General features: G+C 69.1%; 17 protein-coding genes. 3 read left to right on the top strand and 14 right to left on the bottom strand.

Features of this window, described 5'->3' with window-relative positions:
• Positions 1-96 precede the first annotated feature (96 nt).
• Positions 97-693, top strand: a complete 597-nt coding sequence (locus ACODR1_RS04575) for a TetR/AcrR family transcriptional regulator (protein ID WP_488879388.1) — start codon at positions 97-99, stop codon at positions 691-693.
• A gap of 213 nt (positions 694-906) precedes the next feature.
• Here ACODR1_RS04575 and ACODR1_RS04580 read toward each other — a convergent pair whose 3' ends face one another.
• The 3 genes from ACODR1_RS04580 to ACODR1_RS04590 form a co-directional block, all read right to left on the bottom strand.
• Entirely contained in the window at positions 907-1,788 is an 882-nt protein-coding gene (locus tag ACODR1_RS04580) for a rhamnogalacturonan acetylesterase (RefSeq protein ID WP_488879389.1), read from the bottom strand.
• 139 nt (positions 1,789-1,927) lie between these two features.
• Complete coding sequence (locus tag ACODR1_RS04585) at positions 1,928-3,565, bottom strand: family 43 glycosylhydrolase (RefSeq protein ID WP_488879390.1); 1,638 nt, start codon at positions 3,563-3,565, stop codon at positions 1,928-1,930.
• Between the two features lie 325 nt (positions 3,566-3,890).
• The gene (locus ACODR1_RS04590; RefSeq protein ID WP_101719996.1) at positions 3,891-5,327 is read right to left on the bottom strand and encodes a sugar porter family MFS transporter; all 1,437 of its coding nucleotides are present in this window, start codon (positions 5,325-5,327) and stop codon (positions 3,891-3,893) included.
• A gap of 401 nt (positions 5,328-5,728) precedes the next feature.
• Between ACODR1_RS04590 and ACODR1_RS04595 the strand changes: the two genes are divergently transcribed.
• Complete coding sequence (locus tag ACODR1_RS04595; protein WP_488879391.1) at positions 5,729-7,894, top strand: TonB-dependent receptor domain-containing protein; 2,166 nt, start codon at positions 5,729-5,731, stop codon at positions 7,892-7,894.
• 115 nt (positions 7,895-8,009) lie between these two features.
• Here ACODR1_RS04595 and ACODR1_RS04600 read toward each other — a convergent pair whose 3' ends face one another.
• The 7 genes from ACODR1_RS04600 to xylR form a co-directional block, all read right to left on the bottom strand.
• Positions 8,010-8,978, bottom strand: a complete 969-nt coding sequence (locus tag ACODR1_RS04600) for a magnesium and cobalt transport protein CorA (RefSeq protein ID WP_488879392.1) — start codon at positions 8,976-8,978, stop codon at positions 8,010-8,012.
• A 178-nt stretch (positions 8,979-9,156) separates the two neighbouring features.
• Positions 9,157-10,725 carry a GH39 family glycosyl hydrolase gene (locus ACODR1_RS04605; protein WP_488879393.1) on the bottom strand — a complete coding sequence of 523 codons (1,569 nt, stop codon included), beginning with the start codon at positions 10,723-10,725 and terminating at the stop codon, positions 9,157-9,159.
• A 148-nt stretch (positions 10,726-10,873) separates the two neighbouring features.
• On the bottom strand, positions 10,874-12,667 hold the full coding sequence (xylD, locus tag ACODR1_RS04610) for a xylonate dehydratase XylD (RefSeq protein WP_488879394.1): 1,794 nt from the start codon (positions 12,665-12,667) through the stop codon (positions 10,874-10,876).
• Positions 12,651-13,526 (bottom strand): D-xylonolactone lactonase, encoded by an 876-nt coding sequence (gene xylC / locus ACODR1_RS04615; protein ID WP_488879395.1) that lies wholly within the window; start codon positions 13,524-13,526, stop codon positions 12,651-12,653. Before xylC ends, xylD begins: the two co-directional genes overlap by 17 nt.
• Before the next feature lie 124 nt (positions 13,527-13,650).
• Positions 13,651-14,397, bottom strand: a complete 747-nt coding sequence (gene xylB, locus ACODR1_RS04620; protein ID WP_101719991.1) for a D-xylose 1-dehydrogenase — start codon at positions 14,395-14,397, stop codon at positions 13,651-13,653.
• 30 nt (positions 14,398-14,427) lie between these two features.
• On the bottom strand, positions 14,428-15,582 hold the full coding sequence (locus ACODR1_RS04625; protein ID WP_488879396.1) for a fumarylacetoacetate hydrolase family protein: 1,155 nt from the start codon (positions 15,580-15,582) through the stop codon (positions 14,428-14,430).
• A 294-nt stretch (positions 15,583-15,876) separates the two neighbouring features.
• Positions 15,877-16,932, bottom strand: a complete 1,056-nt coding sequence (gene xylR / locus ACODR1_RS04630) for a transcriptional regulatory XylR (RefSeq protein ID WP_488879397.1) — start codon at positions 16,930-16,932, stop codon at positions 15,877-15,879.
• A 102-nt stretch (positions 16,933-17,034) separates the two neighbouring features.
• Between xylR and ACODR1_RS04635 the strand changes: the two genes are divergently transcribed.
• Positions 17,035-17,571, top strand: coding sequence for an NTP transferase domain-containing protein (locus ACODR1_RS04635; protein ID WP_488879398.1), 537 nt, complete (start codon positions 17,035-17,037; stop codon positions 17,569-17,571).
• Positions 17,572-17,575: 4 nt separating this feature from the next.
• On the opposite strand, the gene ACODR1_RS04640 is transcribed toward ACODR1_RS04635, so the two are convergent.
• The 4 genes from ACODR1_RS04640 to ACODR1_RS04655 all read right to left on the bottom strand — a co-directional run bounded on the left by ACODR1_RS04640 (position 17,576) and on the right by ACODR1_RS04655 (position 21,728).
• The gene (locus tag ACODR1_RS04640; RefSeq protein WP_488879399.1) at positions 17,576-19,126 is read right to left on the bottom strand and encodes a flavodoxin domain-containing protein; all 1,551 of its coding nucleotides are present in this window, start codon (positions 19,124-19,126) and stop codon (positions 17,576-17,578) included.
• Positions 19,123-20,127, bottom strand: coding sequence for an FAD:protein FMN transferase (locus tag ACODR1_RS04645; RefSeq protein WP_488879400.1), 1,005 nt, complete (start codon positions 20,125-20,127; stop codon positions 19,123-19,125). Before ACODR1_RS04645 ends, ACODR1_RS04640 begins: the two co-directional genes overlap by 4 nt.
• 163 nt (positions 20,128-20,290) lie before the next feature.
• Positions 20,291-21,199: a DUF4198 domain-containing protein gene (locus ACODR1_RS04650; RefSeq protein WP_488879401.1), complete on the bottom strand. Its 909-nt coding sequence runs from the start codon at positions 21,197-21,199 to the stop codon at positions 20,291-20,293.
• Positions 21,200-21,215: 16 nt separating this feature from the next.
• Positions 21,216-21,728 (bottom strand): DUF2271 domain-containing protein, encoded by a 513-nt coding sequence (locus tag ACODR1_RS04655; RefSeq protein WP_101719984.1) that lies wholly within the window; start codon positions 21,726-21,728, stop codon positions 21,216-21,218.
• Positions 21,729-21,733 lie beyond the last annotated feature (5 nt).

Consider the following 21,733-nt stretch of genomic DNA (forward strand, 5'->3'; position numbering starts at 1 on the left):
TGCGCTGGACATAGGCCCGGGGTAAGGCGAAGTCAACACCCCGTCCTGTCGGCCCAGTTGACCTGACGGAAATGTAATGGAGAACGGGACCGCTCGATGGTCGACGTGAGTTCAAACGCCAAGCCGACGCCCGAGGCGCGGCGGCAACAGATTCTGGATGCGGCCTGCGACGTGGTGCGCCAGGCCGGCTTCCATGGCGCCAGCATGGCCGAGATCGCCAAGGCCGCGGGCCTCAGCGTGGGCCAGATCTATCGCTACTTCGAGAACAAGGAAGCCATGGTCGCGGCGATCGTCGCCCAGGACCTGGCCGAGATGCGCGAGAAGTTCGCCGAGCTGGAAAGCCGGCCGGGCACGCTGCTCGACGCCATGCTCGACCACATCGATGAGGCGGTGAGCAAGTGCTACGACCCTCGCCGCGCGCCGCTGGTGCTGGAGGTGATGGCCGAGGCCTCGCGCAATCCCAAGGTCGCCGCCATCGTCCGCGCCGCCGACGACCAGGAGCGCGCCCTGGCCAGCCAGATGCTGGAGCGCAGCCGCAAGCCCGAATGGAGCGAGGCCGAGTTCGCCGCCCGCACCGAGCTGATCGGCGCGATGTTCGACGGCCTGGTCATCCGCAGCGTCAATCACCCCGAACAGGACCGCAAGGCCATGGCCACGGTCATGAAGTCGGTCCTGGCCTGCCTGCTGGGGTAAGCGGTTTCCGCGGCCTCAGGAGATCCAGAGGCCCAGGCGGCCGGCGACGCCGAAGGCGGCCGCCGCAAGGCCGCGCGACCCGGCGGCTCGCCCCGCGCCGCCTCCTCGAGCAGGGGCATGGCCGCGACGCAGGCCGAGCGCGATCGTGAGGACGGCCGGAGACCGGATCATCGATCCGAGTTACGCGCGTAGCTGGAAAGCGCCAGCCCCGCCCTACGGTACCAGGTAGCGCCGCAGGGCCGGTACCGCGAGGGCTAGTTCGTCGGTGACGATCTTCGAGAAGTAGTCTGCGCCGTCGCGGCCCAGGTGGGTGTAGTCGAACGACAGCTTGGCCTGGCCCATCGGCTCGACGGCGGCGTTGTTCTGGGACTGCTGGGCCGGGGCGGGGCTCGCGCCGGGCGTGGCGGGAGGCGCCGGCTGGGCGCTGATCGTGGTGCCGGTCTTCGCGGCCGCCAGCACCTCGGGCGGCGGCGCCTGCTGGGCGAACCGGGTCGCTTCCGCCGCGCCCATGGCCTGGACGGCGGCGTAGGACTTGGCGTGCAGGTCCACCAGCGGGGTCCTGGTCTCGGCCGCCACCTTGCGGGTGGCCTCGGCCCAGGGACCCAGGTCGTCGATCAGCTTGCCGTCCTTGAACTGCCGGCGGGTCAGCGGCGTGACCAGCACCGGCTTGCCGCCGGCGGCGCGCACCTCTTCGACATAGCGTTTCAGGTTGGCGGGGTATTCGGTGGCCAGGTCGGTCGAGCGGCCCGGCTTGCCCGGCTGGTCGTTGTGGCCGAACTGGAGCAGCACATAGGTGTCCTGGAAACCGCCCGAACCGATCTCCTTCATGGCCAGCTTCCAGGAGCCCTCGGTGCGGTAATTGCCGCTGGAGCGGCCGCCGCGCGCCAGGTTGATGCAGGCGGCGAACGAGGTCAGGTGCTGGCCGCAGAAGCTGGGACCCCAGCCGCCGATCACGGCGGTGGTCGAGTCGCCGATCAGCACGATCTTCACGGCGCGGAACATCGGCGGCTCGGCCTCGGGCGCGGGCGCCTGGGCGTGAGCGGCGAAGGGAGCGGTCGCCAGGGCGGCGGCGAGGAGGAGGGACTTCAGGCGCATGGATGGCTCCGAGGTCTGAGGAAGGAAGATGCTCCCCCTCTGGGGGAGCTGTCGCGAAGCGACTGAGGGGGTCTAGGGTCGGCGCTGTCCCCCTCCGGCCCTCTGGGCCACCTCCCCCAGAGGGGGAGGATCTGAACAACTAGTCCAGCGCGCGGTACTTGAAGTTCCGGAACCGGGCCGAGCCCTTGCCGGCGGCGTAGAGGCCCGGCTTCAGCATCAGGAAGCCGCCGCGCACATTGTGGTGGTAGCCGCTGACCTCCATGCCGCGGTCGAACCGCTTCCAGGTCTTGCCGCCGTCGCCGCTGGTGTGGAAGGCGACGATGTGGCGGTTGTTGCGCAGGCGCATGAGCATCTTCGAGCCGTGCGGATTGGCCGGCCGCCCGCGCTCGATGCCGTACTGGTGGGTGACGAAGTTCTTGGCGTCGAAACCCAGGCCGCAATAGAGCTGGCGATCGTAGAACAGGATCAGCCCGGCGCGGGTGTCTGGATCGATCTCGATCTCGCACTCGATCTCGTAGGCCTGGTCGCCGTTGACGAAGATCAGCGGCGAACCTGTCGACGGGGCTTCGCCGGCGCCCTTCAGGCTCAGCACGCCGTTCGAACGGCTGATGCGGTCCTGCTCGCCCGGCTTGGGATCGAAGAAGTTCCACTGCACGCCGTACTTGTCGGTGCTGAAGTCGTCCGACAGCGCCATGCCGTGCGGCACGGCCTTGCCGCGCTCTTTTTGCGCGATTTGGGGCTTCTTGATCGGCTTGGCCAGGTCGCCGCCGCCGATGTCGAACCAGCCGTCCTTGGTCCAGGTCACCGGGGCCAGCAGGGTCTGACGGCCCAGGGTCCAGAAGCCGTTCTCGTAGCCGTGATAGACGCTCCACCACTCGCCGCCCGAGCCCTCGACCAGGGTGGCGTGGCCGCGCGACCACCACTTTTCGGCGTTGTCGACGGTGCGCACCAGCGGGTTCTTCGGGTGGTTCTCCCACGGGCCGCCCAGCGACCTGGCGCGCGCGGCGATGACCATGTGGCCGGTCGGCGGGCCGGCCGTGCCGCCCACGGCGGTGATCATGTAGAACCAGTCGCCCTTCTTCATGACCTTGGGGCCTTCGGGCGAGAAGCCCTCTACGTCCCAGTCGTCCGGATAGCGCCAGGGATTGTAGACGTGCTCGGGCTTGCCCACCGTCGACAGGCCGTCGGGCGCCAGCTTGATGCGGTCGCCGCCCGACAGGAACAGCCAGCGCTCGCCGTTCTCGTCGACGATGTGGCCGGGGTCGATGTAGCCGGGCAGCTTCAGGTCGATCGGCTCGGACCACGGGCCTTCGATCTTGTCGGCCCAGATCACGTAGCTGGTGTTGTTCTTGGGGAACTTGGCCGGGATGTAGAGGTAGTAGCGGCCCTTGTGCTTGCACAGCTCCGGCGCCCAGACCGAGCCGATGTTGGTCTTCAGGGCCGGCCCCACCGGCGCCCAGTTCACCAGGTCCTTCGAATGCCAGATCAGCAGGCCCGGATAGGCGTCGAACGACGAGTGGGTCATGTAGTAGTCGTCGCCGTCCTTGAGGATCGACGGGTCGGGCCGGTCGCCGGCCAGGATCGGATTGAGGAAGGTCCCGTCGCCCAGGTCGGCCTTGCGCTGGCCTTCGACGCCCTTGGTCCAGGTCGGGCCGGTCTTGGGCTTGGCGGGCAGGGAGCCGACGCCCTCGGCGGCGGAGGTGGAAGGCAGGGCGGCCGCGGCGGCCGCTCCAGTCAGTAGGGAGCCCAGAGCTCCGCGTCGGCTGAGGTCCGCCATCCTTGTTCCTTCCCAACTCCTGGCCGCGCGAACTGACGCCGCGCCGGCTTGTTACCGGTCACTTAAGCGGCGGATCGGCGCTTTGTCTACCGGTGTCATCGCCCATTTTCCGACGATAACGCTGTCAGAGGCGCGGGCAAAAGAAAACGCCCGGGAGCGGGCTCCCGGGCGTTTGTCTGTCCTTGCTCCTCCCCCCGAAGGGGGAGGTGGCCCGAAGGGCCGGAGGGGGGAGTTCTTGCGGACTTCGGGGGATTTGCCGGCTTTGCAGCCATTTCCCCCTCCGTCGGCTTCGCCGACACCTCCCCCTTCAGGGGGAGGATCGCTATCACCCCTCCATCGCTTCCAGTTCCTTGCCGCGGGTCTCGTGGATCAGCTTCTGGACGAGGAAGAACGAGACCACGGCGCTGACGGCATAGAAGCCGTAGGTCGCCGCCAGGCTCATCTTGGCCATGGCCGGGAAGCTGAACGAGATGGCGAAGTTGGCCATCCACTGGGCGAAGCCGGCGACGGCCAGGGCCGAACCGCGCATCTGGTTGGGGAACATCTCGCCCAGCATCACCCACATGACCGGGCCCCAGGAGAGGTTGAAGAAGATCACGTAGAGGTTGGCGGCCACGAGGGCGATCGGGCCGACGCTGCCGTCCAGGTGCAGGGCGCCGTTGACCGTGGTCGCGGTCGAGAAGCACCAGGTCAGGACGCCCAGGGTCACGGCCATGCCGGCCGAGCCGATCAGCAGCAGCGGCTTGCGGCCGATGCGGTCGATCAGGGCGATGGCGGCCAGGCAGGCCAGGATCGACAGGGCGCCCGACAGGATGTTGATCTTCAGGCTGTCGTCTTCGGTGAAGCCCACCGACTGCCACAGCACCGAGCCGTAGTAGAAGACGATGTTGATGCCGACGAACTGCTGGAAGATCGCCAGGACCAGGCCGGCCCACAGGATCGGACGGATCTTCTTCGTGACCGGGTCGAGCAGGTCGGAGAACTTCGGCTTGTGGTCGGCGCTCAGCGAGGCGCGTATCTCGGCGACCTTGGCCGCGCCCGTGCCCGGGCCGAACAGGCGCGAGAGGATGGCTTCGGCCTTGGCGTCCTGGCCCTTGGCCACCAGGTAGCGCGGGCTTTCCGGGATGGTCAGCAGGGCGAAGAAGAACACGCCGGCCGGGATCACCTGCATCCAGAACATCCAGCGCCAGGCGGGCAGGCCCAGCCAGAAGTCGGCGGTCGAGCTGCCGGCGGTGTGGGCCAGCACGTAGTTGGCCACGAACGCGCCGGTCAGGCCGGTGATGATCATGATCTGCTGCACCGACGACAGGCGGCCGCGGATGTTCGCGGGCGTCACTTCGGAGATGTAGACCGGGCACAGCACGCTGGCGGCGCCGACGCCCAGGCCGCCGATCAGGCGGAAGATCACGAAGATGGTGGAGGTGTGGGCGGCGCCCGTGCCCAGGGCGCTGATCACGAACAGCAGGGCCGAGATGATCATCACGGTGCGGCGGCCCCAGACGTCGGCCAGGCGGCCCGCTGCGAAAGCGCCGATGGCGCAGCCGATCAGGATGGCCGCCACGTTCAGGCCGGTGCCGAACTCGGTCAGCTTGAAGGCGCTGTTGAGGCCTTCCTGCGTGCCGTTGATGACGCCGCTGTCGTAGCCGAACATGAAGCCGCCGATGGTGGCCACGGCCACGATGGCGGCGACGAAGGCCATGTTCACCTTCGCGCCGTCGGCGCTCATGCCGGCGCTAGGCCCGGCGCTGGAAACTGATGCCACTGGGTTCCTCCCCGAACTGACCCTTGAAGGGCCTGCTTTGATCCCTAACGCGCCCCCGCAGGGACCTTAGTTGCCGGCGACCTTAGTGTTACCGGTATCAGCACGCAAGCGGCGGTTTTTGCGGGATTCCCGCCGCGACCGCCGCCGCTTCGCCGGGCGATAGTGTCAGGTCCGACGGCGCTCGCAAGGGGCGATGGCAACGTTGTCATCGGTGCGATCGTCCACGGGGCGGAGCAGGGCGTGAGGGCCGTTGCACCGGCGCCACGCCGGGCGGCGCCAATGCAACATTGCCGAAAAGAAATTTGCCCCGGAAAGCCGGCCGCGCTTTACCGCTGAAGGTCGAGACCAGCGCGGACCGTCCGCTCGCGGCGCCTCGACGAGCCTGCCTCGGGGGACGCGCCTTGCGCCTGAAGACCATCCTTTTCTCCGCCGCCGCCATCGTCGCGACGCCTTGCCTGGCCCTGGCCCAGACGGCGGCTCCGGCCCCCGCCCAGGGCGGTCCGGCCGCGGCGCCGAAAGCCGCGCCCGCCGCCGTCGAGGGCGTCACCGTCACCGGCGACGGCGCCGCCATGCGCAGCTCGATCGACCGCCGCAGCTACAGCGTCGCCAACGACCTGACCGCGCGCACCGGCTCTATCGCCGACGCCCTGCGCAACATCCCCTCGGTCGAGGTCGACGTGCAGGGCAATGTCAGCCTGCGCGGCGACAGCAACGTCACTATCCTGATCGACGGCAAGCCGTCGGGCATGTTCAACGGCGACGGTCGCGGCGACGCCTTGCAGGCCATGCCGGCCGACCAGATCGACCGCGTCGAGGTGATGACCAACCCGTCGGCCGCCTTCCGTCCGGACGGCACGGCCGGGATCATCAACCTGGTCACCAAGCAGACCCGCAAGCCGGGCGCGACCGGCACGCTGCGGGCCAACGCCAGCACCGACGGCCGCTACAACGGCGGCGTCAGCGGCAATTACGTCAACGGCAAGCTGACCCTGTCGGGCGACGCCGGCTTCCGCCACGAACAGCAGAAGGCCTGGCAGACCATCGACCGCACCACGGCGGCGGGCACGAGCAGCCAGGACGGCGTCTTCGAGAACGACGGCGACATGGTCAACCTGCGCGGCGGGATCGACTACGACCTGACCCCGAAGGACCGCCTGAGCGGCGAGGTCCGCTATCGCCGGATGAAGTTCGACACCACCGGTGACGAGACCTACGAGACCACCGGCGCCTTCCCCGACTACACGCGCGCCACCGACGCGGCGATGAAGCGCGACAACAAGGCTGTCAGCGCCGACTGGCGTCACCAGTTCAAGGGCTCCGAGCACCAGCTGACGGCGCACCTAGAGTACGAGCAGACCGACTTCTCGCGCAATTCCACGGCCTTCACCGACTACAGCGCGGGCGCCGACGCCTACGAGCTGTTCGGCTTCGGGGCCGACCAGGAGCGGACGAACTTCAAGACCGACTATGCGCGCCCCAATGTCGGCGGCGGCACGCTGAAGACCGGCCTCGACTTCGAATGGGTCAAGAACGACTACGACAATCACGGCTCCACCGGACCGTCGCTCGGCGCCCAGACGGTCGACCCGGCCCGCACCAACCGCTTCCTGTTCGACCAGGACGTCTATGCCGGTTACGTCACCTACGAGAAGGCGTTCGGCGACTTCACCGCCCAGGGCGGCCTGCGCGCCGAGCAGGTGCAGATCAACGGCGACCAGGTCACCGGCGGCCAGACCTTCGAGAACGACTACTTCAAGGTCTATCCCAGCCTGCACCTGGGCTACACCGTCAACGAGAACAACACCTTCAAGGGTAGCTACAGCCGCCGCGTCCAGCGCCCGCAGGTGCAGGACCTGAACCCCTATCGCGTCTACCAGGACCCGCAGAACTACCGGGCGGGCAACCCCTATCTGAAGCCGCAGGTCACCGACTCGTTCGAGCTGGGCTGGCAGTATCGCAAGGGCCCGGCCTACTACCTGGCCACGGCCTACTACCGCAGCAGCGAGGGTGTGGTCACCGACGTGGTCCGCGACCTGGGCGACGGCGTGCTGCTGACCACGCGCGAGAACCTCAACAAGAGCCGCAACGGCGGCCTGGAACTGGTGGCCAACGGCCGCCTGACGCCCAAGATCACCTACAACGTCAGCGCCAACGCCTTCTGGAACGAGATCGACGCGGGCAACCTCGGCTTCTCGGGCACACGCTCGGCGACCACCCTGTCGGGCCGCGCCAACGTCAACTGGCAGGCGACACCGAAGGACTTCTTCCAGATCAACGCCTTCACCTCGGGCAAGCGCCTGACCCCGCAGGGCCATCGCGAGCCGTTCCAGATGGTCAATCTGGGCTATCGCCGGAAGGTCAACGACAAGCTGTCGTTCGTCGTGACCGTGCAGGACGCCCTGGACAGCTTCGAGGACAAGGCCGTCACCGACACGCCGACCCTGAAGGACGTCACCCTGCGCACGGCCAACGTGCGGGCGATCTTCTTCGGCTTCACCTGGAACTTCGGCGGCGGCAAGCCGCGGCCCGAGCAGTTCGACTTCGGCTCGGGCGCGGTCGGAGGCTGAGCCGCATTGCGCGGTCCTCGCCCTTCGACAAGCTCAGGGTGAGGACCATTTTCCAGGCCGTGCAGTAGAAAACCTCATCCTGAGCCTGTCGAAGGACGAGGTTTTCGTTCTCGCTCTACAGCCAGCCTGCCTTCTTGAAGCGCCGGTAAAGCAGGGCGCAGACCACGGTGATGACGCCCAGGACCAGCGGATAGCCGAAGGTCCATTTCAGCTCCGGCATGTGCTCGAAGTTCATGCCGTAGACGCCGGCGACGGCGGTGGGCACGGCCAGCATGGCGGCCCAGGCGGCCAGCTGGCGGGTGATGACGCCCTGGCGCTGCTGCTCCAGCAGCGAACTGACCTCGAACACCGAATTGAGCACTTCGCCCAGGCCCGCGATCAGCAGGTCCACGCGGGCGACGTGGTCGCGGATGTCGCGGAAGTAGGGCTTCACCTCGGGATCGATGCACGGCGTCTCGTGATGCTCGAGATAGCCGGCGACCTGGGCCATGGGCCCCAGCAGCCGCAGGAACTTGGTCAGTTCGCGGCGCAGGGTGAAGAGGCGGGTGATCTCGGCCCGGCTGAGGAAGGCGTCCAGCGCCCGCCGCTCCATCTCGGCCAGTTCGTCCTCGATGGCGTCGACCACCGGCAGGTAGCCGTCGACGATGAAGTCGAGCACGGCGTGCAGCACGTAGTCGCCGCCGTGGGCCAGCAGGGCGGGCATAGCTTCCAGGTGGGCGCGCAGTTCCAGGTGGGCGCGGGCCGAGCCGTGGCGCACGCTGATCAGGAAGTGCGGCCCGACGAAGATGTCGGTTTCGCCGAAGACGATGCGGCTCTCGACCATCTGGGCGGTCTTGGCGACCACGAACAGCTGATTGCCGTAGATGTCGACCTTGGGCATCTGGCGCGCGTGCTGGGCGTCCTCGACGGCCAGCGGGTGCAGGTCGAAGCGCTCCTGCAGGATGCGCAGTTCGTCCTCGCGCGGATCCACCAGCCCGATCCACACGAACTCGCCGTCACGGGGCGCCAGGCTGTCCGGATCATCGAGCCGGATCTCCCGGACCCGCTTTCCGTCGACATAGGCGTAGGCGGCGACGACGCTCATGAAGGCTCCTGCTTTGCAGGTCCGCAGATGGCGTGAACGGCGCGCGGGAGCAAGGGCCAGATCCTCCCCCTGAAGGGGGAGGTGGCCCGGAGGGCCGGAGGGGGAAGCGGCTGCTGACCTGCCGCAATCACTTCCCTCTCAGTCGCTTCGCGACAGCTCCCCCTTCAGGGGGAGCATCTTACACCCGCTCCAGGGTCACCAGCACCAGGTCGTTCTGGCGCAAAGCGAAGTCGAGGCTCGCCACGCCGTCCTTGCCGACGGTGATCGTGCGGTCGATCTCCGGCTTGTCGGCGGTCAGGGCCTGGAGTTTGCCCACCTGGTCGGTGGTGAGCTTCTGCGGCATGCCCAGTTCGATATAGGCGGTGTAGGCGTCGTTGGCCCGGAAGCCGGTGCGCTGGGCCCGCAGGCGGTAGCGGCCGGGCTTCAGTCCCGCGACGCTCAGCGCCGCGCCGGGCGTTTCGGCGGCGGGCTGCACCTTGGTGAAGTAGGAGCGGTTGCTGGTCGGCTGCACCGGCTGGCTGAAGTCCCAGACCAGGGCCGCGACCTTGCCGCCGTCCACCGAGGCGAGCACGCTATTGTCCGTAGACGGAACTTCCCTGCCGCGCAGGGCCGCCAGGTACTTGTAGGCGAACCACGAGGGCTTGCGGATCCCCTCCGGATTCATCAGGCCAAAGCCGCCCTGGAACGGCGCGGTCGGCGGGCCCGGCTCCTCGAAGAGGTCGCTGTAGGTCCAGTAGCTCATGCCCTGGACGATCCCTTTGACGCCCTTCAGCTTGGCCAGGATGTAGGCGGCGCTGTGATAGCTGTCGTGCACCGGGTCGCGCGGCGTGTAGCTGGTGCTCCATTCGGTGAAGTAGAGCGGCAGGCCCGGATAGGCCGAGGCCTCGATCTCGCGGCGCACCTTGCGCACGTCGCCGATGACGGCGTCGGGATTGGCCGACAGCTTGGTGTCGTCCTTGCCGTTCTCGTCGAGGAAGCCGCCTTCTACGCCGTAGGTGTGGGTGGTGACGAAGTCGACCGCCGCGCCATTGGCCTTGCAGTAGGCCAGGAACTCGGGAACCCAGGCCGCGCCGGCCGTCGACGGGCCGCCGACGCGCAAGGTGGGGTCGATCGCCTTGATGGTCTTGGATGTCAGGGCGTAGAGGTCGAAATAGACTTTCTGGTCGGCCTTTTCCCAGAAGCCGTCGAGATTGGGCTCGTTCCACACCTCGAAGAACCAGGTGCGGACCTCGGCCTCGCCGTAGCGCTTGCGCAGGTGTTTGACGAACGCGTCGATCAGGTGCGCCCACGGCTCGAACTGCGGGTGCGAGGTGTTGCCCTTCCACCAGAAGATCGTCAGGTCCGAGGTCTTCATGGCTTCCGGCGTGAAGCCCAGCTCGATGAAGGGCTTGAGGCCCATGGCCAGCAGGCGGTCGTAGAGCTGGTCGATCTTGGTCCAGTCGTACGTGATCTTGCCGTCGGCCCCTTTCTTCACCGTGCCTAGCACGTCGTGGAAGATGGCGTGGAAGCGGATGTAGCGGAACTTCAGCTCGTCCGACGTCGTCTTGAGTTGGGCCAGGCTGTCCTCGCGCAGCAGGGTGCCCGGATAGTCCGAGCCGATCGACAGGTCGAAGAAGCGGTCGACCGGCGTCGTGGCTTTGGCGACGTCCAGGGCGATGACGCGCTTTTGCCCAGCCGCGAAGGCGGGCAGGGAAGGCAGCGCTGTCAGGCCGGCGATCGTGGCCATCAGTCGGCGGCGCGAGAACATCCAGGAGCTTCCTCTTCCTTTCCCCTCGCGGAGGGGAGTGTGAGAACCTCGTCCTTCGACAAGCTCAGGATGAGGTTCTCAATCTGATCGGCGGTTCAGAAGGACCTCACCCTGAGCCCGTCGAAGGGCGAGGTCCGCAGCGCGGCTTCTAGTGATTGTGCCTGGGCAGCTTCGCCGCCAGGTCCTGGTACTTCACGGCGAACTCCAGCACCCCGCCGGTGTCGAGCTGGCTGGCGTGGGCGCGGTAGATTTCCTGCCAGGGGGTCATGGTCGCCGGCACGGCCGGGATGCCCTCCTTGCGGCGCTCGGCGATCACGGCCTCGTCCACCAGCGCGTCGCAGCGGCCGGTGTTGATGTCGATGCGGATCACATCGCCAGTGCGCAGCCACGACAGGCCCCCGCCCACCGCGCTTTCGGGCGAGGCGTTGAGGATCGAGGGGCTGTCGGCGGTGCCAGACTGGCGGCCGTCGCCGAGGGTGGGCAGACTCATGATCCCCTTCTTCAGTAGGTGATCGGGCGGCTGCATGTTGACCACCTCGGCCGAGCCGGGCCAACCGATCGGACCCGCGCCGCGGATGACCAGGATGCAGCTCTCGTCGATGTTCAGGGCCGGATCGTTGATCCGGGCGTGATAGTCGTCCGAGCCGTCGAAGACGATGGCCCGGGCCTCGAACACGCCTTCCTGGCCCGGCTTGGACAGGTAGCGCTCGCGGAAGTCGGCGCCGATGACGCTGGCCTTCATGATCGCGAAGTCGAACAGGTTGCCGCGCAAAACGAGGAAACCCGCCTTTTCAGCCAAGGGCTCGGCGTAGGGGAAGATCACCTCGCGGTCGGACGTTTCGCGCCCTTGCAGGTTCTCGGCCATGGTCTTGCCGGTGACGGTCAGCACGTCGCCGTGCAGGCGGCCCTGCTGCAGCAGTTCCCACAGCACCGCCGGCGCGCCGCCGGCCCGGTGGAAGCGCTCGCCCAGGTACTTGCCGGCCGGCTGCATGTTGACGATCAGCGGGATGTCGTAGGCCGCCCGCCAGTCGTCGGCGGTGATCTCCAGGCCCGCATGCCGCGCCATGGCGGCGATGTGCGGCTGGGCGTTGGTCGAACCGCCGGCCGCCGCCACCAGGGCGATGGCGTTCTCGAAGGCCTTCCTGGTCAGGATGTCGAGCGGTTTGACGTCGTCATAGGCCAGGTCGACGATCCGCTGGCCGGTGCGATAGGCCATCTGGCCGCGCTCGCGATAGGGGGCGGGGATCGCCGCGCAGCCGGTCAGCGACAGGCCCAGCGCCTCGGCGACCGCGTTCATCGTCGAGGCCGTGCCCATGGTGTTGCAGTGACCGGCCGAGGGGGCCGAGGAGGCCGCGCGCTCGATGAACTCGTTCTCGTCGATCTCGCCGGCCGCCAGCTTGCGGCGCGAGCGCCAGATCACGGTGCCTGAACCCACGAGCTCGCCCTCGTGCCAGCCGTCCAGCATCGGGCCGCCGGACAGCACGATGGCCGGGATGTTGACCGTGGTGGCGGCCATGATGCCGGCCGGGGTGGTCTTGTCGCAGCCGGTGGTCAGGACGACGGCGTCGATCGGATAACCGTGCAGGGTCTCGACGAGGCCGAGGTACGACAGGTTCCGGTCCAGGGCCGCCGTTGGGCGACGGCAGTTCTCGAAGATCGGGTGGACCGGGAACTCCATCGGAATGCCGCCGGCGTCGCGGATCCCGTCGCGCACCCGGGCCACCAGGTCCAGATGGATGCGGTTGCACGGCGAGATGTCGCTGCCGGTCTGGGCGATGCCGATGATCGGCTTGCCGCTGCGCAGCTCTTCCGGGGTGATCCCGTAGTTCATGAAGCGCTCCAGATAGAGCGCGGTCATATCGATGTGGTCGGGGTTGTCGAACCAGTCGCGTGAGCGGAAGCGGCGCGGCGTACGGCTCGAAACGTTATTGGGGGAGGTCAAGGCGCACCTCGTATTGGGGCTGCCCGGCGACGTCGACGGGCAGGGCGAACAGGCCCCCGCACAGCGGGGCGGCGGCGAGTTGCTCGTCGCTCAGGCCTTTGCGGGCGGTGGTGAAGTAGAGGGTCTTCAGGTCCGGTCCGCCAAAACACGGCTTGGTGACGTTGATGGCCGGCAGCTCGACGCGCCGCACGACCTGGCCTTGCGGCGAGATGCGGATGGCGCCGCGACCACCCCACAGGGCCGTCCAGACGAAGCCCTCGGCGTCGACCACCGAGCCGTCGGGCCAGGCGTCGTCGATCGCGAGGCGGAAGAATTCGCGCTTGTTCGACAGGGCGCCGCCTTCGCCGATGTCGAAGGCCCAGATCACCTTTCCGAGGGTGTCGGTGTGGTAGAAGATCTTGCCGTCGGGCGAGACGGCCGGGCCGTTGGTGATGCAGATGCCGGCGTCGTGCTGCGTGAGGGAGCCGTCGGCTTCAAGCCGGTAGAGCGCGCCGCTGTCGGCCTCTTCGGCGTCGTGCATGGTGCCGAACCACAGGCGGCCTTCCGCATCGACCGTCGAGTCGTTGGGGCGGTTGTCGAGGCCGGCGTCCTCGATCTCGGAAATGAAGGTGAAGCCGAGCTCCGGCGTGAAGTGGTGCAGGCCGCTTTTCAGGCCCGCGACGAAGCCGCCGCCGACGCGCGGCGCGACGAAGGTCACCTGGTCGGGAGCGTCCCAGCTGGCGGTCTCGCCGGTGGCGGGGGCGTAGCGGTGGACCCTGTGGCCCTTGATGTCGACGAACCAGACGGCGTCGCCATGCCAGATCGGCCCTTCGCCGAGCGTGGCCTTCAGGTCCCAGACGCAGGTGGGGGCAGCGGACATTTTGGTCTTCCCGTGGGCCCGCCCTCGTCCTTCGACAGGCTCAGGATGAGGGCTATTTCAGTCGTCGCAGTAGAAACCCTCATCCTGAGCTTGTCGAAGAACGAGGGTTTCGGTCCCGCCCGGCTTATCGCCAGCCGGCGTCGATCCAGTATTCGTGGCCGGTGCACAGGCTGCCGTCGTCCGAGGCCAGGAACAGCACCAGCGAGGCCACGTTGGCCGGCAGGATGCGGCCCTTGACGGCCTGGGCCTTGACGATCTCGGCCTCGCCTTCGGGGGTGTACCATTTCTCTTGGCGCTTGGTCTTGACGTTGCCGGGCACCACGCAGGTGACGCGGATGTCGTCGGGGCCGAGCTCGCGGGCCAGGGCGCGGGTCATGCCCTCGATGCCGGCCTTGGCGGTTTCGTAGAGGACGAGGTCCTCCAGGCCCAGGTGCCAGCTGATCGAGCCGAAATTGATGATCGCGCCGCCGCCGCGCGCCTTCATGCCGGGGGCCGCGGCCTGGGCGCAGAACAGCATGTGACGCAGGTTCACGTTCATGCGGTTGTCCCAGTAGGCCGGGGTCACGTCGGCCAGGCTGTGACGGTCGTCGTTGCCGGCGTTGTTGACCAGCACGTCGATCGGGCCGGTCTCGGCGAAGAAGGCCTTCACGGCTTCGAGGTCGGTCAGGTCGACCGGCTTGAACACCGGCTTGATCGGGGCGTCGGCCAGGTCGGCGACCAGGGCCTCCGAGTCCTCGGCGGCGATGTCGACGAAGATCACTTCCGCCCCTTGGCGCGCGAAAGCGGTGGTGATGCCCGCGCCGATGCCGGAGCCGCCGCCGGTGATGACGACGCGCTTGCCCTGGAGGCTGGGATAGATGGCAGAGGACATGCGCTTACGCCTGGAAAGAGGAAACGAGGATCACAGCAGGCCGCGGCCGGCCAGGTTGCGGATCAGGGCCGAGATGCCGAAGGTCCAGGGCTTGGCCTGGTCGCAGGTGGTCACCTCGTTCTCGAGCACGCCCAGCTTGGGGGTCGAGACGCGGACGCGGTCGCCGACCTTGTGGGTGAAGCCCTGGCCGGGCGCGTCGCGGTCCTGGATCGGGGCGAACATGGTGCCCAGGAACAGCACGAAGCCGTCCGGATACTGGTGCTGCTTGCCGTAGGCCTGGCCGGCCAGCACGGCCGGATCGCGGCTGATCAGGCTCATGTTCGACTTGCCGTCGAGCACGAAGTCGTCGCGGCCGGTGATCTTCAGCTCGACCTCGGCCGAACGCACGTCGTCGAGGCTGAACGAGGCGTCGAACAGGCGGAAGAACGGGCCGATCGAGCAGGAGGCGTTGTTGTCCTTGGCCTTGCTGAGCAGCAGGGCCGATCGACCCTCGAAGTCGCGCAGGTTGACGTCGTTGCCCAGCGATGCGCCGCGGATCTCGCCCGAGCCGTCGACCAGCAGCACGACTTCCGGCTCGGGGTTGTTCCAGTGGCTGTCCTTGCGGACGCCGACCTGGTCGCCCCAGCCCATCGACGACAGCGTCGGGCCCTTGGTGAAGATCTCGGCGTCGGGGCCGATGGCTACTTCCAGATACTGCGACCACAGGCCGTCGGCCACGAGCGCTTCCTTGAGGCGCGCGGCGCCTTCCGAACCGGGCTCGACGCTCTTGAGGTCGCCGCCCATGCGGTCGGACAGCTGCTGGCGGATTTCCAGGGCCTTGGCGGCGTCGCCGCGGGCGCGTTCCTCGATCACCCGCTCCAGGGTCGAGACGGCGAAGGTGACGCCGGCGGCCTTCAAGCATTGCAGGTCGACGGGGGCCAGCAGCTTGGCCGGCGCATTGCCCTGCGGGTCGTCCCAGACCGGGCGCAGGTCGAGCTTTTCGAGCGGACCCTTGTCGAGGCCGCGCGGGATCGCGTCGCCCGGAGCGTAGGCGTTCATCAGGTCGGCGAGCGTGGGGGCGATCTTGCTGACGTCCTCGACATGGCCGCCGCGGATCAGGACGGGGGTCGGGCCCTGGCCAAAGTCGATGCGGCCCAGAAGGGTCGCTTCCCGCCAGTCCTCGGGAAGGTATTGCGTCACGCCCACCGCGTTTTCTCCCTTTCGCGCGGGCAGGGATCGTCGCCCTGCCGCCACGCTTCGTAACTCCCTGACTTGTTAGCGCTAACATGTGGAGGGGCGCAAGGGAGTTGTCTGACAACTGTTCTGAGGTCATCGGCAGAAGCGCTGCGCGCTTGGGCTTTCTCCTCCCCCGTTTGCGGGGGAGGGGGACCACGAAGTGGTGGAGGGGGCGAGACTGGGCGCTGAGGAGGCGGTCGCCCCCTCCGTCACGCTGCGTATCCGCAGCGCGCCACCTCCCCCGCCATGCGGGGGAGGAGCTGTTTACTGCGCCGCCGGTCCCGTCGAATCCCGCACGATCAGCGTGTGGGGGTGCATCAGTTGCCGCGGCTCGCCGGTTCCGTCGCGGTGGCGGCGGATCTCTTCCAGCACCAGGTCGACGGCGGCGCGGGCCATGGCGGCGATGGGCTGGTGAACGGTGGTCAGGGCCGGCCAGATGTTGGCGGCGATCGAGGTGTCGTCGAAGCCGACGATCGAGACGTCGCCGGGCACATCGAGGCCGAGGCGGTGCGCGAGACCGGCGGTGGCGGCGGCCATGTCGTCGTTGGCGGCGAAGATCGCGGTCGGGCGCTCCTTGACGTTCAGCAGCCGTTCGGCCGCCTCCAGACCCGAGCGATAGGTGAAGTAGCCCTGCTCGACGCGGACGTCTTCCTGCGGGATCCCGGCCGCCTTCAGGGCGGTCATGAAGCCGTCCATCCGCTGCTGGCTGACCGTCTGGTTGGGGTGGCCCTTGATGAAGCCGAAGCGCTTGTGGCCCAGCGCCAGTAGGTGCTGGGTCAGTTCGAAGGCGGCCGCCTCGTTGTCGATCCGGATAGTGGCCATGTCGCTGCTGGCCATGCCCGGCGCGACGGCCACGGCGGCGGCGCCGGCGGCCTTCACCTCGGCCAGCACGGTCTGGGACTCGCACAGCGGCGGCGGCAGGATCAGCCCGTCGACGCCGGTCTTCAGCAGGCGGGCCAGGGTGGCGCCGGCCAGTTCCGGTTCGGCGCATTTCTCGATGACGATCTGCGAGCCGGTGCGGCTGCTTTCGTCGAGGGCGCCGACCAGGAACTCCGAAAGGTAGCCGGTCGAGGGGTTGTCGTAGAGCAGGCCGATGCGGAACGGGGCGCTGCCCGCCAGGCTGCGAGCGGCGGGGTTGGGGGCGTAGTTCAGCTCGGCGATGGCCTGCTCGACCAGGGCCCGTGTCTCTTCCTTGACCGTGGACTCGCGGTTGATGACCCGCGAGACGGTCATCGGGGACACGCCGGCGCGGGCCGCGACGTCGCGGATCGTGGCGCTCTGGCTGCTGCGCCGCCGGGTGCGCTCGGTGCGTTCGTTCATACTGAGAAGTCCGTCCCTTTTGGGCGAGTCTAGACCGTTTCTCGCGCCAGGGGGAAGCGGAGCCTTGGTCGAGCCTCCCGGCAAGGCGTAGGGAAGGGGGGCATGAACACGCGTGACGCTCGCCTTGGAGCCATCATTCTGTGCGGCGGCGGCTCGGTCCGGATGGGGCGGGACAAGGCCCTGATCGACTGGGGCGGCGTGCGGGCCGTCGACCGCGTGGCGGCCTTGGCCAGGGCCGCCGGCGCGGCTGAAGTGCTGACCGCCGGGCGTGACTACGGCCTCGATTGGGTTCCGGATCCCGAGGAGGGCGCGGGCCCGGTCGGCGGGGTGCTGGCCGGGGCGGCGGCGCTGCGGGCGCGCGGCTGCGATTGGGCCCTGGTGCTGGCGGTCGATGCGCCGACCCTGACGGCGGAGGACCTAGCGCCGTTGCTGGCGGCGGAGGCGGGGGCGACGTTCGACGTCTCGCCGGTGCCGATGGTGCTGCCGTTGGACGCTCTGCCGGAAGGGGCGCAGGCGGGCTGGCCTTTACGGCGGCTGGTCGAGCGGGCGGGGCTTGTGGTGTTGGCTTGTCCCGAGGAGGCGAAGGCGCGGTTGCTGGGCGCCAATACGCCGCAGGAGCGGGATCGGTTGGCGCCGTAGCCCCTCAGTAGACGTCCCGGCGATAGCGTCCCTGGTCGGCCAGGTCCTCCAGCGCGCCTGCGCCCAGGATCTCGCCTAGCGCCGCGTGCACTTCGCGCGACATGCCTTCCAGCGAGCCGCAGACATAGATCGCCGCGCCCCGCGCCAGCCAGGCCCGGACCTCGTCGGCGGCTGCGCGGAGGCGATGCTGGACGTAGACCTTTTCTGCCTGGTCTCGGGAGAAGGCCAGGTCGAGCCGTTCGAGCACGCCCGAGGCGACCCAGGCCTCGATCTCGTCCCGATGGAAGAAGTCGTGCGCCGACGAGCGCTCGCCGAACACCAGCCAGTTCCGCTTGCGGCCCAGGGCGGCGCGGGCCTTCAGGTGGCTGCGCAGGCCCGCCAGGCCCGTGCCCGCGCCGATCAGGATCATCGGGCGATCGTCGCCCGGGGCGTGGAAGCTGCGGTTGGAGCGCACCCGGCCGGCGATCTGGTCGCCGACGGCGGAATGCTCGATCAGCCACCCTGAGCCCAGGCCCGGCTTGCCGTCGGCGCGGCGCATCAGGCGCACGACCAGCTCGACCCCGCCGTCGGCGGGCAGGGAGGCGATGGAGTATTCGCGGTGCGGCAGGGCCGGCAAGGCGTCGACCAGGGCCTGGGGCGTGGTTCCGGCCAGGGCCTTGATGGCCGCGTCCTCATGCGGCAACCGCCGCCAGGACAGGGCCTCGCCCAAGGCGGCGGCCTCGTCGGCCTTCACCGGCGCTTCGGCGCTCAGCGACAGGCGGGCCAGCAGGTCGGCGACCTCGGCCGGGGCGTTGCGCGGACCGATCTCGACGATGTCGCCGGCCTGCCAGGCCGCGCCGCCGTCCTGCGGCTCAAGGCGCACGTGGAAGGCGCCTTCGCCGGCCGAGCCGGGATTGAGCAGGCGGCGGTCGGCCAGTTTCCAGCGGCCATAGGCCGGTCGGCTCCAGTCGGGCGCGTCGGTGGAGCCCGTGAGCACGGACAGCTGAGACTGCCAATGCCGCAGGGCGGCGGCCTCGCCGTCGTCGACCTCGACGGTGTCGAACAGGCGCGCGGCGCCGTTGCGGGCCAGCCAGGCGTCCAGGCTGCGGCCGAAGGCGCAGTATTGGGCGTAGGTGGAGTCGCCCAGGGCCAGCACGGCGTAGGTCAGCTTGGCCAGGTCCGGCTCGGTCGCCATGACGTCGCGGATGAAGCGGCGGGCGTTGTCGGGCGCGTCGCCCTCGCCGGTGGTGCTGACGATGAAGAGGGCGCGGCCTGTCAGGTCGGAGGTTTCGACGGCGGCCAGTTCGCGCAGGCGCACCGGCAGGCTCGCCGCCTGGAGGGCCTTGGCCGTGGCCATGGCCAGCTCCTCGGCGAAACCGGTCTGGCTGGCGAAGGCCACCAGCACCGGCTCGCCCGCGCCGGACGCCAGGGCGGCCTCCTCGCGGCGGGCCTTGCGCTTGCGCAGGGCCACCTTCAGGGCGATCCCGGCGCACAGCAGCAGGTAGAGGCCGACGACGACGGCTGCCAGGGCCAGGCGGCGCGCGTCCGGCGGCAGGCTGGAGATGAGGTCGGTCATTCGTCGAGCATCGCCTGCAGGGCCGGCGACAGGCGCTCGGACAGGCCGTTCGGGCCACGGGTGACCACCAGGGCCGGCAGGTTTCGTGCCGTGGCCAGGGCGATGGCGGCGTCGGGGCCCATGACGGTAAGGGCCGTAGCCAGGGCGTCGGCGGTCATGCACTCGGGATGGATGACGGTGACGCTGACCACGCCGGCGTCGCAAGGGGCGCCCGAGGCAGGGTCCAGCGTGTGGGCGTAGCGCTTGCCCGCATGGTCGAAGAAGCGGCGGTAGTCGCCCGAGGTCGCCACCGACAGGCCGTGCAGGGCCAGCAGGGTGCGGGGCGAGGCCTCGTCATTGGCTGAGGTGACCGGCGGACGCTCCAGCTCGACCCACCAGGGCTGGCCGTCGGGCTTGGCGCCCGTGCCGCGCAGTTCGCCGCCGACCTCGACGAGGTAGGAGCGCACGCCGGCCCGGTCGAGGGCGCGGGCGGCCTCGTCGACGCCGAAGCCCTTGGCGATGCCGTTGAGGTCGATGGCGAGACCGCCCGGCTGAAACAGCGCGTCGCCGTCCAGCGTCACGCGGCGCCAGCCGATGGGCGCGCGGGCGGCGTCCAGCGCCTCGGCGCTGGGCGGCTCGCCGGAGAAGGGGCGGGGGCCGAAACCCCAGAGGTCGGTGACCGCGCCGAGGGTCGGGTCGAAGGCGCCGTCGCTATCGGTGGCCACTTCCAGGGCGCGGCGCAGCACGGCGGCGAAGCCGGCCGGCAGGACGGTCCAGGTTCCGGGGGCGGAGCGGTTGAAGCGGGAGAGCGCCGACATCGGGTCCCAGGCGCTCATCTCGGCGACGACCTTGTCCAGCGCGCGCTGGACCATGGCGGTCATGGCCGCCAGGTCGGTGGTGACCGGCAGCACCGCCTTGACCGACCAGGTCGTGCCCATGGTCGCGCCGTCGAACGCGCGCACGACCCCGCCCACCGGCCGGGCCGGCGGTTCGCTGAGCATGGGAACGAGGACGCGGGTCATGGGGGAGGCTGTGTCCAGGCTCCTCCCTCGCGAAGCGGGGGAGGTGGCGCGCTGCGGATACGCAGCGTGACGGAGGGGGCGAGTTCAAGCGCCGTGCGCGCGGCCGCCCCCTCCACCACTTCGTGGTCCCCCTCCCCCGCGAGCGGGGGAGGAGCAGGTCAGGTTACGGACGCTGGGCTTCGAACGTCGCGGTGTAGCTGGCCGAGAAGCCGTTGCCGGCCAGGGCCGTCGGGGCCTGGGGCTGACCGCCGGGAGCGCCGCCGCCCGGACCGCCTTGGCCGCCGGGGCCGCCCGGAGGGCCGCCCATGCCGCCGCGGCCGGTCTCGCCGGTGCGGACGCTGGCGTTCAGCCAATACATGCCGGCTTCCGGCAGGGTGACCTTGAAGGCGCCGTCGGGGCCGGTCTTGACCTTGATCTCGCCCGGGGTGGCGCGATAGCGCGAGTTACCCGGCACGATCGTCACTTCCAGGTCGGCGGCGGGCTTGCCGTCGATCAGGAACTTGAAGGTCGCCGCTTCGGTGGCCACCACGTCGTTGGGGTGGGTGACGGGAACCAGCTCCAGGCCCTTGCCGGTCGGCTTGAGCACCGTGTCGGTCGGGGCGCCGCGGGTGACGAAGGTTTCGTTGCGGTTGAAGCTCTTGATCGTCTTCAGGTCGGCGGCGCCGGCCGGAACCTGCTTGGCGAAGTCGTCGGCGCTGCCGCGGAAGCGCTTGACCTCGCCGTTCTCGGTCCAGCTGGCCATCACGCTGTTGGAGGCGGTGCCGATCTTGTAGGTGCCGGGCTTGGCCAGCTCGACGTCGAACACCGAGCGGTACTGGCCGGTGGCGGCGTTCTTCAACGGCTCGGTCGAACCGTCCGGGGTGGTGATGACCACGCCGTCCACGCGCATGGCGCGGTGGTCGGGGTAGAACAGCTCGTTGGAGATGGCCGCGTCGACGGTCACCCACGAGCCTTCGCCCGACAGGATGGTGGCCGAGGGGACGAACCAGGCGCGGTGGGCGTGGGCGGCCAGCGGCAGGGTCAGGGCGACGGTCGCCGCCGTGAGGGCGAGAAGGCGCTTGCGAAGGGTCATGGCGTTTCTCTCTTGCTTATTTGACGGTGACCGAGACGGCGCCGAGCTCGGCCGTCCCCTTGGCGGAGGCGGTCTTGCCGGGCTTGCCCCAGGTGAACGGCACGCGGACGGCCTCGTGGCCGCCGACTTCGCGGGCGGCTTCGACCACCAGGGTGTAGGCGCCGGGCTTCAGCTTCGACAGCTGGCTCTTGGCGCCGCTGAAGGTCAGCTTCTGCGGACCCGGCGCGCGGGTGGCCGAGGAGATGCCGTCGGCCGGGAAGCTCATGGTGCGGCCGGCCTTGCGCCACCATTGGCGCATGTCCTTCAGCCACTTCTCGCCCTTGTCTTCCTTGGAGTCCGGATCGTACCAGACGGCCAGGGTGGCGGCGGCCGTGGCGTCGGGCCCCTCGACCCAGATGGCGACGTAGGGCTTGTGGTACTCGGCCACCGAAAGGCGCGGGATCTCGACGGTGACGGCGAGGTCGGCGGCCATCGCCGGAGCGCCGACGGCGGCGCCGGCGAAGGTCAGCAGGGAGACGGTGCGCTTCACGGAAG

It is taken from the genome of Caulobacter sp. FG7 (assembly GCF_057808875.1).